Genomic DNA, 15,191 nt, shown 5'->3' on the forward strand with positions numbered 1-15,191 from the left:
TTTAATCGTTTGTTACTTTAACTTTACCTGTAACTACATCGCTTATCAAGCGTTGTTTGTACTCTTTGAGCTTCTCAATCTGCGATAATTCTGCCGCTTTCATCTTGGCTATCTGTGCCACCTTGCGGTCAATATACGCTACTATTTCATTTTGCTCTGAGATTGGTGGTTCAAAATAAGGAATATTCTTTAATGCAATTGGAGACAAATCCCATTGGTCAACTCGAATACCTTTAGAATATTGATTAAAAAAAGGAACATAAGCTTTACTTCTGATGGATTTACTAAAGAAGTCTTTATTTTCGAATTCAAGTTTGCATACATAATATGCAGGACTGACTATCCCTTTGTAGTTTGATACTCCATATGAACCTTGCCAAGATTTCATTTTATTAATAGCAAAGTCTCCTTTTTCTACCAATTTATAGCCTGATAAATCATCGGGTATGTAGTTATGATTCTCTTCTTTTGACTCAATATCTCTTGTGATTACACCTTGTTCCCGTGTTATTGAAAGAAGCTGCTTATCTGCATGATTCTTTTCTGAATAAAGTCGAATATAAGCACGAAGCGTTTTTACTTCCCAATGTTCTGGCACCATACCAATCCAAGGAATACCTGAATTTTTCATAGGTGCATTAGGGTTGATACCATGAGTTACTGCATCGGCAATAGTGACTTGCTTTAATTCATCAAGAGCCACTATCTTCTTTTCGGCTGTAGCTATATACTTGTCTATCTTCGCCACTTTCCCATCAAGATAAGCCACTATTGCTTGCTGCTCATCAAATTTGTAGGCATAAGGAGTATATATATTACCTAGAAGAGAATTTGTCAACTGATTAATTGTTGATGTTTTGAATGTACATTTATATTTCTCAATACACACCTGAGATATGTAGTATACATATTTGCTATTCTTTGTAATGATAGGTCTTAAGACCATCATAAATGCTCCAAAAGCAGCTTCTATAGGGCTATCAATAATAGCACATTTTCCTATCAAATCTGCACTACCATTTCTAGAGCAAATCAGAAGGTCTCCTTGTTTGATATAATCTTTTTCTGTCAATACTTTTTTAACATATACATTATCATCAAAACATAATCTATTGTTTTGAATATTTGAGGATCGAAGTACAATAACCCCTTCATCTTTTGAGCATGTGTCCATTGGAGAATAAGTCAATCCACCAATTGTGCTACCAATAAATTTAATTCTAATCGCTTTCCAATGACTGGGAATCTCTCCAATCCACGAAATCCCACTATCTTTATATTCACTATATTGTTTCATGCTTAGTCCTCCAAAATTTCATTAAGCAAACCATCGGTTTCTGCTTCAAGTTCGCGAATCTCTGAGGCAATAGCATCACGAGAACGAAGTTCTACTGGTTTGTAGAAATACTTTGTGAACGACAGTTCGTAGCCTATCAACGTCTTGCTATCATCTACCTTAGCATCTAGAGCATAAGGCAGTACTTCATTTTTCATGAAGGCATCAATTCCTCCGGGATAAAGCAAAGGCACTTGCTCGGTATCACGAAGAGCTGTATCTACTTCTCCTTCAACTATCATAGCATCAGGGTCTATCTCTGTAATAAGTGGACGTAGTTTTTTCAACAAAGTAGATTTTAAACCCAGTGCCTTAGCATATGCTGACCAGTCGTTTAGTGGAGTTCCACTTGCTACTTTGGCTAAAGCTTCTCTGCATAGGTCAATTTCGGCATCCTTTAATTTGCCCTCAGTCAAGTCGTAACTCTCTTTGACACGAAGACGCAAGGGGCGGTCAACAGTAATCTGCCAATATCCAAACTCTCGGTTGTCGAATATCTTGCTTTGTTCGTTTTCTTCAAAGTCTGTCAATAGTTTCAAAATGGCAGCTCGGTCAGCGTCCGAAGCTTCGCAGTTCTTATTTCCCAAGTTCTTACGTAATGGCGTTTTGATGCTTATAGCATCAATTAATTGCACCTTACCACGACGACGTTGCTCCTTGCGGTTAGTTACAATCCAAACAAATGTTCCAATACCTGTATTGTAAAACATATTTTCAGGCATTGCGATGATAGCCTCGAGCAAGTCGTTTTCTATGATATAACGACGCAAGTTGCTTTCTCCACCATCGGCATTACCAGTGAATAAAGATGAACCATTGTGTATTTCTACAATGCGTGTTCCTTGTTCATCGTCATCTTTCATGCGACTTACGTTGTTAGCCAGGAACAGCATCTGTGGGTCACCAATACCAGGGACAAAACTAAGCACTTTGCCTCCTATAGTGCCATAGAAACGAGTATCTACAATCTTGCTTTTGTCGGAGCCATATCCCCAATTTTCCAAGTCTGCTTTCCATGGAGTACCAAAAGGGGGATTAGAGATACAGAAATCAAATTTCTTTCCTGGGTGACCATCTTCGCTAATTGTACTGCCATTGGCAAAGCAAAGGCGATTGATGCCACCTTGTCGGTAAGTAAAATTACGGCTGTGACCAGACAGCATCAAGTCGGCTTTACAAGTAGCAAAAGTTTCTGGTTGAAGTTCTTGTCCGTAAAGATATGTTTTCCAACGCTTGTTGCGTTCAGTAGAAAGTTGAGCCACGCGGTCTTGCACGAGCGAAAGAATTCCACCAGTACCACATGCTCCGTCGTAGATGTCGTAACTTCCATTTTTTAGTGTACCTGCAACTGGCAAAATAGCTAAGTCAGCCAACAGGCTTACATAGTCGCGAGGTGTATAGTGCTCTCCAGCCTCAGTGACACTGAAATCTTCATTGAATTTTCGAAGCAAGTCTTCAAAGAGTGTACCCATTGTGTGATTGTCTAGTCCTGGAAGTTTTTCTTCTTTGGTTTCGGGGTCAATAACAGGAGATGCTCCAAGGTTTATGTTTTCATCGGTCATCTTTTCAATTAGTAACCCTAATCGACCTACAGAAGACAACTTCTCCACATAGTGACGCAAGTCGAATTTGCCAATTATATCTTGCACATGAATGCTGAATCCATCAAGATAAGCTTCAAAGTTTTGACGCAAACGAGTATTGTCTGTTTCAGAACGCAAAATTTTCATCGTAAAAGCCGATGTGTTATAGAAAGGATAGCCTGTAATTTGACACAATTGCTGGTCTTGACTTTCTTCGGGCATCATGGCGAACTCTTCTGCTTGACTGAATTGCATTACAGCCTCTTTCGTAGGCTCTAATAGCAAATCAAGACGACGCAACACTATGAATGGTAGTGTTACTTTCTTATAATCTCCTTTTTCGAAGGCCTGAACCAAAACATCATTTGCGATGTTGAATAGGAAGGAGAACAGGCGGCTATATTGTGACTGATTCATATCTTAATTAATTTATTATTGCAAATTTACTTATAACTTGTGTAGTCTTTCTGCACAGTTAATTATTATATATATTATAGAGGAGGTTTCATACTTCCATTGTTCAATTTTTCATAAATCCATCATGCTAGCATCATTTATTACTCCCTCTGCTATATACTAAATATTATTTATTCGTTATCATTATAGAGAGAATCGTTATTTATATCCTCTCTTGTTGTAACTTTCATTATCCTATCCTTAATCTTCACAAGCGTGTTGTAAAAGAAATCTTTTTCCATGTAAACAAGCTGCTTAGATGAACCAAGTCTATTGAAATATTTTGTAATAAACTGACCTTTATATTCGAATCCTTTTCCCATTACATCAGGATTATCCTTTAAGAATTCCAAAATACCCAACATGGCTTCTCTGTGTCGGATAAGAGTGTATGATCCTAATGTTACGACTCGAAGTGTATAGTTTCTGAAAAGAATTTCAGTAAGTTCATACTTGTTGTTTCTACTATCATCTACTGTGGAATAAACGCCCCACCACAATGCTGATGCCGCATTACGTAAAAGTCCATTGCTTCCTAAAAACCAGTGGTCTAATACATAATCAACTGATGCTGTTTTATCTAACACTTTAGGCCATCTTTTCTGAGCATAGTTGAACAATGTAGTATGGGTAATGTATGCCCAAAAAGTTTCATTTGAAGCTAACAAAGGTGAAATGTCCTTATAAGCTTCATATATTGCAATGGCCGATTGGAAATCACCATCAGAAGTAGGAATAAGCTTGTCTTCTAAACCCTCTGGCGCATAAACATTGGCTAAACGCTTAACTTGAGTTTCATCAATAGCAAAACTATCACAGCTATATAATGGTAGTGACTCACCAGATTTAACTGCATCACGAAGAGTCTTCATATAACTTTCCTTGAATGTTTTCTGTAATTGTAACATAATTATTCCTCCGATGTTATTTGGTGAGACATAATGTTATTAAATAGCCTTGCATAAGGGTCTTTAAGAAGACGTTGAGCTAAACTTGGTATGCTAGACACATCTGCTAAATCATCAACAGATAAACCTTCCTCATTATTTAGACGATAATAAATGGTCTTAGCCCATGTAGTTTGATCATGAGCCTCAATATTGAAAAGCGCATAGGTTAGAGCGTTCAATACTAATGAAGAATGTATTATTTCTGCAGAACCTTTCACCTGCGGATTACAATACAACTGATATAATGAAGTAGGTAAGAGAATCTCTATCTTATTACCTGTTATATCGAAGAATACCTCTTCATGTAGAGAACTTTCACGTATCTGCATGAATGAGCCTGCAGCCTGTAGTTTATCATACTTAATGTCCGCATCATAGTGGAACTGAGGAAAAGCTACTAATATGTCGCCTGGTTCCATATTAAAAGAAAACCCCTCATAGTCATCATTGAACCCACTATTTGTGTAATTAGAGATAGGCTCTTTGACGGAAACAAAACAGTTGAAATTGATTCGACCGTTTATGTTATGTCTTGGAATTTGAATCTCAAATTTGTTTTCATCCGTTTTTTTACAACAGCGCAGCATGGTTCTGGCACACTCATACTCACATGAGAACTCTGCTTTCCCTTGCTTTATAAGGTTGTAGATATCAGAGTTGTCAAATTTTAGTTCGATTACGAATAAATAACTCTTTGCATCATTTGATAACTCTACTGATACTGAATCTTGTGGCAATAGAGGTGAGATGTCATCACTAATACCAAGGACTGGATATGGTAATGATATATTATTTAAGTTCATATGCGTCAAGTTTAACAGCGTGCTTCATGTTATCAGCAAACTGGATTTTTAATGTATTTTTCCCCTTAATGAAGTGAAGCCCTGAAATTGTATTATCATGTATAGTTCCAGGCATCGAACAACTTTTAATTGTTACAACATCATCAGATTGATCTCCACCTACAATCAAATCTATACGTCCATTTTCGAAATCATAATCAGAGTGAATCACAATGTTATGGACCACTTTACCATTTTCGATTAAAGCAAATGAACGATAGTTAACAGGAACTTCTGAAAGGAAAGTACCTTCAACGCCGTCTTCTTTTTCTGTGTACCGAGAATCTATTTTTCCAGGAGTAGTGCCACCTCCACCCGGAGTCTGTTTCTTGCGAGTTCCATGTCCGCTCAACTCTTTTCCTTTATCATCTTTCTCGTGTGTAGTTTGAGAATTCTCAATCATTACTTTTCCAGTTGAAGGCTTCTCTCTAGTAGGAGATTGAGTGACGTCTGATAAATCGGTTGAAATAGAATTTCCTTCGTCATCCTTTTGGTCGATAACTTCTCCAAGCAACGATTCATTTTCAAAATCGTCGTCATCATCAACAGCTGTTGGTATATATAGAAATTCTTCAAGACCTTGAATGTTTTGGATTTCTGCTTTACGGCTTGAAAACATTCGTTCCATTACTTTGATAATGTAGTTATCTACATCATCTATAGCAGCTCGCCCTTTGGGTTGGATTTTTCCATTTTCTCTCCAATTTGCAGACTTCCATTCGTTATGTGCAGGGTTTTCTGTTTTGCGTAAATACTCATTTCCTATTTCGTCATCACAAATAAATACTCCATAGAAGCCATTAGAACTCTGTGTTCTTCGTGCCTTTACAAGCATGAGTGGCTTGCGCATATAGAGAATTTTATCTGTTGCTTTCTTGGCCTTTACCGAATAAAAACGCACATGCCCAATTTCTGGTAATGTATCTTCAAACATAATATGATGGTTATCATTACCAGCATTCATGACTGCATCAAGATAAGGAATAGGATTGTAATTGGTTTCTCGGCGAACTATATCATGTTCCCCTGTGAAATACTGAGTCATTATCTCATGAAGGTTATCTTTGTTAATTTCAATAGAATTGATATTAACTTCTAATCTGCCTTCATAGATAGCCATCCAAAAGTTACGTAATACAGCTTCTACCATCTCTGTATTAATTGAATCTCTGTAAGAGGCATCTATTCCTAAAATATAGATATTTGTTCCTGGCTCATTTCTTCTAAATCTATTGGGAATATTATCTATTTCGGTTACAGGTTCTCCGTCATTGTTATCATAATATCCTACAGAGACGAACATTCCGTCTTCATTTTCCAATTCATGAGTACAAAGAGAAGAAACTCCTTCAAAAAAATGTTTGTCATCCTCTGTTTGTGTGGAAACTAAGATGGTACGCAAAGGCGATATATAAAAATAAGCAGCTTTACCAAACCCGAATGAACCTCCAGCTGATGCATCTTTTTTTGAAGAAACACCTGCTGCTCTAACAAAAGCATAGAAAGGTTTAGAAGTATCACCCTTTTCGTAGTCCATACCACGTGTGTTGTAGTCAGCTACCTTTATATAGCTTAAATCATCAAATTCGCCTAGAGAATCAAAATAATCAATAATTGGTTGATAAGTTGTTTTTGCATCATCGTTGTTATTGAAATGCTTAATACAACCCTGAGCATGTTTCTTTAATTGGAAAAAATTGGCATACTCTCTTGCACGAATACGACTGATAGTAAATTCCATTCTAACAGGTTGAGATTCGTCAAGAGGAACATCCAATGAATTCTGAATAGATTCACGAATGAGTGACGCATATGGCGTTTTCTTAAAGTTATCTTGCATCGGATCGTTAGGACCATCCTCACGACCACCCATTTGCGGTGCAAAATGCCATTTACAATTTAATTCCAAGTTGCTCATATTATTGATTTAATTATTTTCTTGCAAATCTACATTCTAATGATGCAGCTATTCTGCATTGTTACAAGTTTTTCTATTATATAGTGGTGGAGTTAATCTTCCATCAATCAATTTAGTCATAATCTCATTATGCCATCTCAATAAATCCATTACTTGAAACAGACATGCTCTAAATATGAATGGACGTTTAGTTTCTTGAACATACTCAGATATATGTAGATGAAGATTGTCAAGATTATGAGAACCATCTTGAAGAGTGTCAGTTAATGCACTTAAAAAACAAGTTATTGTTTTCGGCATTAATTCGCTTTTGGGATATATATTTATGGAGTCGCAATATTTATTCCTTAGCTTGTGTATATAATTATTACACCAATAATCCTTGAAATTATTCAGAGTGGAAACTTCCTCTGGGATAATATCGTTATTTCGACAGCTTTTAAAGATCTGCTCAATAACCTTTCTTAATGATGCAAATAAGTCTACTGCTTTATCGTATTTATTATCTCGTTCTTCATCCAAAAGGAACTGATGTAAATCAGATTCACATTGAGGACTTACCTTTCCTGCAATGTCAAGAAGACTTTTGTATTTCTTTTTAACCATAAATTCTACCGAATGAATATGATCTACATCACATACAATTTGATTGGTAAGTATTTCTATATCTCCTTTTTGAATAAGTCTATTATTGTCCTTAAAATAATCAATTTCTCCATTGTTACATAACTCTTGAAGCATAACCTTTCTAGCTGTGTACAAAAAGAAAGGAATATCTCTCTTGTTATTGAAAAGTTCTATAAAAGAAACCGTATGGATTAAACCGCTTATATCTTTGGGTTCAAGATAAGCAACTGGTGATTTACTAAAATTACCATCAACAATTATTGCATCAACTCGATCCTTATATGTCTCAATCTTATCTTTCAACTCTTCGGATGTTTGAACATAGGCTAATACCTCAATGTGCTTTACATCGAATAGTTGTCTAATGCTCTTGTCTTTTTCAAGCGTTATGCATTCATCGTCAGCCCATATTACACTATAAACATTCACACTCATAATCTTCAAATTTTGAATTATTTGACGTTAGATATATTGGCAATAGAATATTGAATGATAACCATTCAGAGTCATTGTCAATAGAAATTTTTCCATTAAAATGGTGTGCAATCTCATATATATGATTGCCTCCTAAACCATCTTGGAAAGAATTTATACCTACTACACCACGTGAGCAGAAATCTTTAAGAGTAAAATCATCTGGGAGAGGTGAACCATTATTTGATATACTTATCAATGCATACTCTTCATCATTAACGATGACTCCTTTTAATTCAACAAACACTTTATTTTCAGATGTATAATGTTTATTGAAACCGTGTTGGTGGGCATTGATGAAAATGCAATCCAACATAGTATAGAATAAATCCATATCAATCTTCACCTTTGTATCACTAGGTATAGAGCTTTTAATTGGAGACAACTCAAATGTATTAAACCCGAAATTTCCCCATTCATATAGATAGTTATATACAGAATCAAATAAAGGTTCAATTTTCAATGAAGGTTTAACCATAGAGAAATCAGCTCCTGTTGAATTGATTTGCCTCAAAGCAAATTTTACATTGTTATAGATGGATTCAACTGTTTCATTCTCTTCATCTGATCTCAAACTTCCTATACCTGCACTAATTTTTGTAAATGTTACACCCAGATTATGAACCAAGTCTGATGCTTTTCCGCTTAGAACTTCAAGTTCATCTAGCTTTGCTCTCAAACGATTTTGTTCTTCTCTGTAGAGACGTTTGATGATATTTTCCTGGCTAGTAATGTTGCTATACATAGGAATGGACAATTCATTAAAGTCAACTCTTTGAATTGTGGCTCCTGTTAATGCTCTTTCTCTAAAGTTTACAGCATTTGTAACTGCATATACAAAATATTCAAGCTTACACTTTGTGGTATCAACAAGAAAACAGGAAAAATTTGGTGTAACGAATAATGGTTCGTTGTCAGTCTTTATATAGAATTTGTCAGCTCTCATATTAAAGATAACGCATTTATCAGTTATCTTCACAAGATGTGTTCTCTCGTTGTTAAGATCAACGTTTTCTTCTACTGAATCTTGATTGATATCCACAATGTTTGTGCTCATGTTTTGAGGTATCAATTTTCTACCGAACAAATCTGAATATGTTCGTTCGCCTCTGATTCTTTCAGCTAAATCAGTAAATGGAACAACAACTTGTCCTGGGAGAATTTCCAAGTTTTCAGTTATATAGTTTGTTGGCGTTAGCTTGTAATTATTGGAAGCAATTTCCTCAAAGCTTGTTAATGCCATTCTTTGTATACCTTTGCAAAGTGTATTATCCCCTTGTTGGATTCTGCATAGCACTTTTTTATAATCCAAAATCTTTTTGAAACTTGAATTATTTAGTAAACAGTCGTCGGCACAAACAAATTTTACATGCTCGTCTATTTTCTGCTTATTAAGAATAATTATGGCAGTAGCAATACCAGATTGAGGTATAATACCTACTGGTAAGCTAATAATAGTATCAACATAATTGTGTTTACATAACGACTCGCGAAGGGTTCTATTATCACCTCTAAAGCAAGTACCCATTGATACTAACAATACTGCCTTCTGAAGATTCTCTGAACGTTCAAACTGAGAAAGGACAAAATCCTCTAAGGTGTTTACCTTATATTTATCCTTTACTTCATTTCTAAGACGTATACCCATTGGCAAGTCGGAAAGAAGAGTATCGCAATCGCTAGAGCGATTCCACTGTTCTATACAATCAGCACCTTCACACAAAGAATCAATGCCCAATAAAGCCTGAGCTCGAACATCTGATATTATTTTGGTGACATGGTTGATTTCTTGACCAAACAACAAAACGTTGTTAAGTTTATGAGATAAGAAAAAAGAACATAATCCAGCACAGGGATCATAGATTTTTCTAGGATCCATATCTGATACTAATTCTACCATAAGATTTGAAACTTCCTTTGGAGTAGAATACATGGAGGTTAAACGGCCTTGTCTTACTGTCAAAAACTCTATTATATATTCAATTATTTCAGAATATAAATCACCGATATACTCATTATTGTTAGAATAGAAATCAAAAACGATTTCAGCTGGTTGTCCTATAAAATAATCCTCGTTAACAGAACTCTTAATTTGGGATAACAAGTCGGATTGGTGGTTATCTGTTGAAATAATTGACTGAATGTGTCTTCTTTGGTTGCTAAAAATATTATTGGAATCTGATGACGTTATTGAAACCAAATGTCCCTCGTGATGAGCAACAAGAACATAAAGTAAAGGCATAATGCAATTACTATCATAAACACCTAATTTTCTTAGGCATTCATCCAAGTTGTTAAGAGTTCTATCTTTTATATTCTCTGTGATTCTTTTCATCTTATTCGATTTTAAATATTAAACCTTGTTTTATCGAGTGCAAATTTCGGAATGGTCTATGCATTCATTCTGCACAGATGAATATTTCTTTAGATTTTCTTCAATTTTTTCTCTAATTGAAGTTCTAAAATCTACTGGTGATATAACTTCAATGTCTGGAATGAAAGAAAAAATCTGCTGATAAAGCTCACGATTTGGTCTAACAAATATGTCAATGGTACACTTTTCATTATCCACAATCTTTTGTGAAGGATGAATAGGTTTACTAACGACATAAGGGAATCGTCCCTTTGTAAATTTGAGAATAATGTGTTCTTTTTTTACTTCATTTTTTGGTATTGATACACCTATTATGTCACTAAAGTAGGTTTTGAAATCAATGGTGTTATTAGGGATGAATTTTATTGGTGATTGTTTAAGCCTCATAATGCGGTCTAAAGCAATATTGGGAATTTTGTCAGTATTACTATCTAGCCCAATGAGAAACCATCTGTTATTATACTGTTTAACAAAATATGGATGAAGTATATAAACAATCGCTTTGTCTGAGTATGTTTTGTACTCAATCTCCAAAGGCTGGTGATTAATTGTAGAATCTATGATACTAGATAAATACTCCAAGCCTTTTAACTGCTCATTCTGACCAAATGAAACTAAATTGTCAGAATTGGACTTAACGCCAAATCTACATTCTAGACTCGAAATAACTTCTTCCAACCATGCATTGGCTGGTATACCTCGATATTTACCTAGCATTTCAATTGTAGAATGGAGCTTATGCAAATCTTCGTCGGTTAATTCACTTTTGAAAATGGAAAAATTTGGATCTGAATAGCGATAATAGCAACGTTTTCCCTCGAATTGCTCAGCAATAATCGGAGCGTCAAACATAAGACGCTCTCTCATCTTTTGGATATCAACTCTAAGTTGACGTAATTGTATCCCTTTACCTGTAAGATCTATTAGATTTTCATTTACTTCATCCAACAAATCATCAATCGTGTAATTTCGATGCTTGTTTTTAAAGCACCGATCTAGTATTCGATATCGGAACAAGGCGTTGTTATTTACTGGCATCGCTATTCAGATTTAAAAATTATACATCAGTTTGTTCCCTAAGTAGCTTTTTTACTTCCACTTCAAGGACTTTGGCTATTTTCATCAACATTTCAAGACTTGGTTGTGTGGTATTTGTACACCATTTAGAGACCATAGCCTGATCCTTTCCAAGTTGTTCTGCTAACCATTTATTGGTTCGCTTCTTTTCGGCTAAAACGACTTTAAGTCGATTGATGTCTTTTCCCATAACTCATTATCAATTATATATATGCAAAAATAGCGCTTTCTTTGAGAAAACGTAGCTAATTTATCTAATTTAACGCCAAATCAACTAAAATATTGTCTATTATAACAATTTCTTGCAGTTTCCAATGAAAGTATGCCTGTATAATGACTTTTTTAAGTCATACGGATTGGCTTTACATGTTGTGACTTGTGGCTTTGTCATTATTTAGCTGCAAAGGTATCTGTTCCGTCCTTATCCTTTCAAGGTCGGTGTGATACTCATTTCCTTTGAAATCTCCAGCCACCTGCGGCGGTAGTATTTCAAAGGAAAACCTTGTAAGAACAGCCGTAACACCTTTTATCGCACCAAAATTATTAACAAGCCCCAAGTGGGTCATTCTACGAAAGGGAGAAAATAACATTTTGGATATGGATATAGCAAGCAAATTTGTAGAATGGGAAGTGCCTGCATTGGCATCCCTTGAGAGTAGTAAGGTGTACCAGCTTCGTGAAAAACTGAATCGAGGAGAAAAACTGGAACGCAGTGAAAAGAATTGGTTGACTGAGGCAGTGAACCGCAATGCATATTTCAAGCAGAGCGTTCCGCTTCAAGGGTGGCGATTTTGTTTTGCCGATGCATTGCATCATTATTGGGTGAAGCAATATGGACAGATAGCCGAATATTTTGCAGTGGACAAGGCTGCATTGCGTAGCATCTTGTTTGGTAGAGTAGAGCAGATTGTGGAACTTAAATAGTGATGGTCATGTATGAATATGAAGAGCTTACAGAGATTATTGGTGCATATTGTTCTTTGATTGTGCCATACCGAGGTTACACCGAAGGAACTGTAGTTAGTGACTATGGAAATGAGTTGGTTGTTCGGCTTACCAATGGCAAGGAAATCGTTGCTTATAAAGATGAAGTAATTGTGTATGAGTGAATACTATATTACTCTTGTACGTTTCAACTAATAAATATAAATACTAAAGAATATGGAAAAAGTATATAAGGTAAAGACACGTTTTGTGTTTGAAGGTGTCTTTGAAGTCAAGGCATCGAGTAGAGTAGAAGCCCGTCAGATGGTACAGGATAATTGTGGCATGGTGCTACATAGTGGTATTCAGACCACACTGGAAGATGACGTGATTGACTGGAATTTTAGTTGCCATCCTGACAAGAAAATCGTTTCAGTAGTGAAGTAGGTTAGTGGCTATACTCAAATGAATCAAGTCCGGATTAAGTTCTGGACTTGATTTAACTCTTCGAGGTTTCCTTTTTTATGCCCACACATATAGGGTGTCCCTACCCTTTTATATCTTTCATTATTTACGCTCTCCATTTTGCGACCGGCACCGCTTTATAGTCGAAACAGTGTTTCTGCCTTTGGTCTTGGCTTCCTTTCTTCTTTTTTTATCATCGTAGGTACGAACGGCTACTAAGAGCTACGTGCTTGACACTTATTCATCTTTATCGGTTCTTCGGGTAGCCTTGGTATCCGACAAGTTCTGACCTTTCTTTGTGATCGGGCACTTCTACTTTTGCAGTCTCAATGGCTAAGCTGAACCATTGGTATCTTTATTTCCCTATCTTCTCTATGCCACTGCCAGGAGTGCTTTACATGCTATCGTGGACGGATAGCCTCCTTGACAAAACCACCTGCGATATTTCGGCTCTGCTTCACATCCAATTTTTGGGCGAAGTCACATCATTTTTCTCATTGCAAAGCTATACTGCAGCACAGCTTGGGCTGTTACGGGACATTGCATTCTGACCAATGGCGTAGCTGGCACAATCTTCCTTTTTTTTCTGATGCTCGGAATAAAAAGAGTATTGCACTGCTATCCTTGGTGCTGCCCTATGACTACAATATCTTCTCGCAATATAAAAATTGATTGTTTAACTTCTAAAAATTACAGATATGAAGAAGATTGAAAATTCGTTCGCAGTTACAGGTTTCGTTGGTAAGGATGCTGAAATCCGTCAGTTCACTACCGCAAGTGTTGCAAGATTCTCTTTGGCAGTTAGCCGCACAGAGAAAACAGGTGATGATACCACCAGAGTATCAGCTTTTATGGCCGTTGAGACTTGGCGCAAAAATGAGAGTGCCTCTTTCGACCTCTTGAAGAAAGGTCAGATGGTTACTTGCCGTGGATTCTTCAAGCCCGAAGAATGGTCCGATAAGGATGGTGTCAAGCATAACCGCATCATCATGGTAGCCACCTCATTCGGTCCTGCCGAGGAGAAAGAAGAACCTGCCGGACAGGAAGCAAAGACTTCAAAGGCCAAGAAATAGTTCTTGGTTTCTCCCATAGATAAAGCGGCTTTCGGGTCGCTTTTTTCTTGCTCGCTCTCGGTTACTGTTATATTGTTATTCGATTCTGTTATACCTATTCTTTGTCTTACTCTTATACATGCTGCTCTCAATATTTGTTCACGGCATGGCATTTCTCTGATTCCCGTCGTCAGCCGATTTCATGTCGTTGATGCCGTAAGTACATTTCTCTTTATCGTTGCAAAGGTATTTATCCTGGGATGTACTGCAAGGTCGGACGTAGTTTCCATGCAAATCTCCACCTTGCAGGTCGTATTTACATGGAAAACCTTGCTGTGATACTTCTCAGGATACCTTCTGGGGCAACATAAAGGCGAAACGATCTACTGGCGACAGATGACGGAATGAAAAAAAACTGCCTACGGGGAGAAATGTTTCTTATAAAGGCTCTTCTCCCCTGGCTCAAGAATCAAGAATAAATTATTAAACAGCAAGAGTATGACTACAATTTACGACAATGACCTACGCAGTTTATCAGACAATGAGTTGATTTACAATATTTCCAACAAGCAGGTGGAGAATGAGCAACCATCTTTCGAGGAGTTTATCAATTCGCTTTCACCATCCAAGAAAAAAATGGCTCTGAATGTGATTGAGCTTTTCAGAAGGAATGTGGAGAAAAAGAGTGAACAAGCAACTATCACTTGTTCAAATTCTATCTATAGTCTGATGAAGCCAAAGGTATATGGATTAGACCACGAAGAGTTTTGGGTTATCTATATGAATCAAGGTAGCAAGCCGATTAAGGTGGAACGTTTGAGCAAAGGTGGTTTGACGGCTACATTGGTAGATGTTCGCTTGATATTGAAGACTGCATTTCTCTGTAATGCTACATGTGCGGCTATTTGCCATAACCATCCAAGTGGTAACACACGCCCCAGTATGGATGATGACAATATGACTAACAAGATAAAGGAGGCTTTCAAGACTTGTAATATCCGTTTGTTAGACCACGTTATTGTGAGCGATGAGAGTTTCTACAGCTATGCCGACGAGGGCAGACTCTAAATATCAAGATTAGAATCAAGCGACTTTCGGGTCGCTTGATTCATT

14 protein-coding genes are annotated in these 15,191 nt (G+C 36.6%); 5 read left to right on the forward strand and 9 right to left on the reverse strand.

The window, feature by feature from the left end; genetic code table 11:
* Nucleotide 1: 1 nt before the first annotated feature.
* The 9 genes from M1P97_RS23085 to M1P97_RS23125 form a co-directional block, all read right to left on the reverse strand.
* Nucleotides 2–1,297 carry a restriction endonuclease subunit S gene (locus tag M1P97_RS23085; RefSeq protein ID WP_249390339.1) on the reverse strand — a complete coding sequence of 432 codons (1,296 nt, stop codon included), beginning with the start codon at nt 1,295–1,297 and terminating at the stop codon, nt 2–4.
* 2 nt (nt 1,298–1,299) lie between these two features.
* Complete coding sequence (locus M1P97_RS23090) at nt 1,300–3,336, reverse strand: type I restriction-modification system subunit M (protein ID WP_249390340.1); 2,037 nt, start codon at nt 3,334–3,336, stop codon at nt 1,300–1,302.
* 170 nt (nt 3,337–3,506) lie between these two features.
* Nucleotides 3,507–4,247 carry a DUF6339 family protein gene (locus M1P97_RS23095; protein WP_249390341.1) on the reverse strand — a complete coding sequence of 247 codons (741 nt, stop codon included), beginning with the start codon at nt 4,245–4,247 and terminating at the stop codon, nt 3,507–3,509.
* Nucleotides 4,248–4,285: 38 nt separating this feature from the next.
* The gene (locus tag M1P97_RS23100; RefSeq protein ID WP_249390342.1) at nt 4,286–5,128 is read right to left on the reverse strand and encodes a hypothetical protein; all 843 of its coding nucleotides are present in this window, start codon (nt 5,126–5,128) and stop codon (nt 4,286–4,288) included.
* Nucleotides 5,115–7,085 (reverse strand): hypothetical protein, encoded by a 1,971-nt coding sequence (locus tag M1P97_RS23105; RefSeq protein ID WP_249390343.1) that lies wholly within the window; start codon nt 7,083–7,085, stop codon nt 5,115–5,117. The genes M1P97_RS23100 and M1P97_RS23105 overlap by 14 nt, the downstream gene beginning before the upstream one ends.
* A gap of 48 nt (nt 7,086–7,133) precedes the next feature.
* On the reverse strand, nt 7,134–8,147 hold the full coding sequence (locus tag M1P97_RS23110) for a hypothetical protein (RefSeq protein ID WP_249390344.1): 1,014 nt from the start codon (nt 8,145–8,147) through the stop codon (nt 7,134–7,136).
* Nucleotides 8,128–10,521: an N-6 DNA methylase gene (locus tag M1P97_RS23115; RefSeq protein ID WP_249390345.1), complete on the reverse strand. Its 2,394-nt coding sequence runs from the start codon at nt 10,519–10,521 to the stop codon at nt 8,128–8,130. The genes M1P97_RS23110 and M1P97_RS23115 overlap by 20 nt, the downstream gene beginning before the upstream one ends.
* A gap of 30 nt (nt 10,522–10,551) precedes the next feature.
* Nucleotides 10,552–11,598 (reverse strand): helix-turn-helix transcriptional regulator, encoded by a 1,047-nt coding sequence (locus tag M1P97_RS23120; RefSeq protein WP_249390346.1) that lies wholly within the window; start codon nt 11,596–11,598, stop codon nt 10,552–10,554.
* A 19-nt stretch (nt 11,599–11,617) separates the two neighbouring features.
* Entirely contained in the window at nt 11,618–11,827 is a 210-nt protein-coding gene (locus M1P97_RS23125; protein WP_249390347.1) for a helix-turn-helix transcriptional regulator, read from the reverse strand.
* A gap of 407 nt (nt 11,828–12,234) precedes the next feature.
* On the opposite strand from M1P97_RS23125, the gene M1P97_RS23130 reads away from it, so the two are divergent.
* From M1P97_RS23130 to M1P97_RS23150, 5 genes are all read left to right on the forward strand, one after another.
* Complete coding sequence (locus tag M1P97_RS23130; protein WP_394803940.1) at nt 12,235–12,561, forward strand: molybdenum ABC transporter ATP-binding protein; 327 nt, start codon at nt 12,235–12,237, stop codon at nt 12,559–12,561.
* Nucleotides 12,562–12,569: 8 nt separating this feature from the next.
* Nucleotides 12,570–12,746, forward strand: a complete 177-nt coding sequence (locus tag M1P97_RS23135; RefSeq protein ID WP_249390348.1) for a ribonuclease P — start codon at nt 12,570–12,572, stop codon at nt 12,744–12,746.
* 52 nt (nt 12,747–12,798) lie between these two features.
* Nucleotides 12,799–13,008 carry a hypothetical protein gene (locus M1P97_RS23140; RefSeq protein ID WP_074636873.1) on the forward strand — a complete coding sequence of 70 codons (210 nt, stop codon included), beginning with the start codon at nt 12,799–12,801 and terminating at the stop codon, nt 13,006–13,008.
* A 716-nt stretch (nt 13,009–13,724) separates the two neighbouring features.
* Nucleotides 13,725–14,099, forward strand: a complete 375-nt coding sequence (locus M1P97_RS23145; RefSeq protein ID WP_249390349.1) for a single-stranded DNA-binding protein — start codon at nt 13,725–13,727, stop codon at nt 14,097–14,099.
* Nucleotides 14,100–14,576: 477 nt separating this feature from the next.
* The gene (locus M1P97_RS23150; protein WP_249390350.1) at nt 14,577–15,146 is read left to right on the forward strand and encodes a JAB domain-containing protein; all 570 of its coding nucleotides are present in this window, start codon (nt 14,577–14,579) and stop codon (nt 15,144–15,146) included.
* Nucleotides 15,147–15,191: the final 45 nt, after the last annotated feature.

This window comes from Parabacteroides leei (assembly GCF_023369805.1).
Lineage (GTDB): Bacteria > Bacteroidota > Bacteroidia > Bacteroidales > Tannerellaceae > Parabacteroides > Parabacteroides leei.

What these genes read in the sequence shown, in the direction of transcription:
- M1P97_RS23085 (WP_249390339.1), bottom strand. Translation starts at nt 1,297, where the DNA reads ATGAAACAATATAGTGAATATAAAGATAGTGGGATTTCGTGGATTGGA.
- M1P97_RS23090 (WP_249390340.1), bottom strand. Translation starts at nt 3,336, where the DNA reads ATGAATCAGTCACAATATAGCCGCCTGTTCTCCTTCCTATTCAACATC.
- M1P97_RS23095 (WP_249390341.1), bottom strand. Translation starts at nt 4,247, where the DNA reads ATGAAGACTCTTCGTGATGCAGTTAAATCTGGTGAGTCACTACCATTA.
- M1P97_RS23100 (WP_249390342.1), bottom strand. Translation starts at nt 5,128, where the DNA reads ATGAACTTAAATAATATATCATTACCATATCCAGTCCTTGGTATTAGT.
- M1P97_RS23105 (WP_249390343.1), bottom strand. Translation starts at nt 7,085, where the DNA reads ATGAGCAACTTGGAATTAAATTGTAAATGGCATTTTGCACCGCAAATG.
- M1P97_RS23110 (WP_249390344.1), bottom strand. Translation starts at nt 8,147, where the DNA reads ATGAGTGTGAATGTTTATAGTGTAATATGGGCTGACGATGAATGCATA.
- M1P97_RS23115 (WP_249390345.1), bottom strand. Translation starts at nt 10,521, where the DNA reads ATGAAAAGAATCACAGAGAATATAAAAGATAGAACTCTTAACAACTTG.
- M1P97_RS23120 (WP_249390346.1), bottom strand. Translation starts at nt 11,598, where the DNA reads ATGCCAGTAAATAACAACGCCTTGTTCCGATATCGAATACTAGATCGG.
- M1P97_RS23125 (WP_249390347.1), bottom strand. Translation starts at nt 11,827, where the DNA reads ATGGGAAAAGACATCAATCGACTTAAAGTCGTTTTAGCCGAAAAGAAG.
- M1P97_RS23130 (WP_394803940.1), top strand. Translation starts at nt 12,235, where the DNA reads ATGGATATAGCAAGCAAATTTGTAGAATGGGAAGTGCCTGCATTGGCA.
- M1P97_RS23135 (WP_249390348.1), top strand. Translation starts at nt 12,570, where the DNA reads ATGTATGAATATGAAGAGCTTACAGAGATTATTGGTGCATATTGTTCT.
- M1P97_RS23140 (WP_074636873.1), top strand. Translation starts at nt 12,799, where the DNA reads ATGGAAAAAGTATATAAGGTAAAGACACGTTTTGTGTTTGAAGGTGTC.
- M1P97_RS23145 (WP_249390349.1), top strand. Translation starts at nt 13,725, where the DNA reads ATGAAGAAGATTGAAAATTCGTTCGCAGTTACAGGTTTCGTTGGTAAG.
- M1P97_RS23150 (WP_249390350.1), top strand. Translation starts at nt 14,577, where the DNA reads ATGACTACAATTTACGACAATGACCTACGCAGTTTATCAGACAATGAG.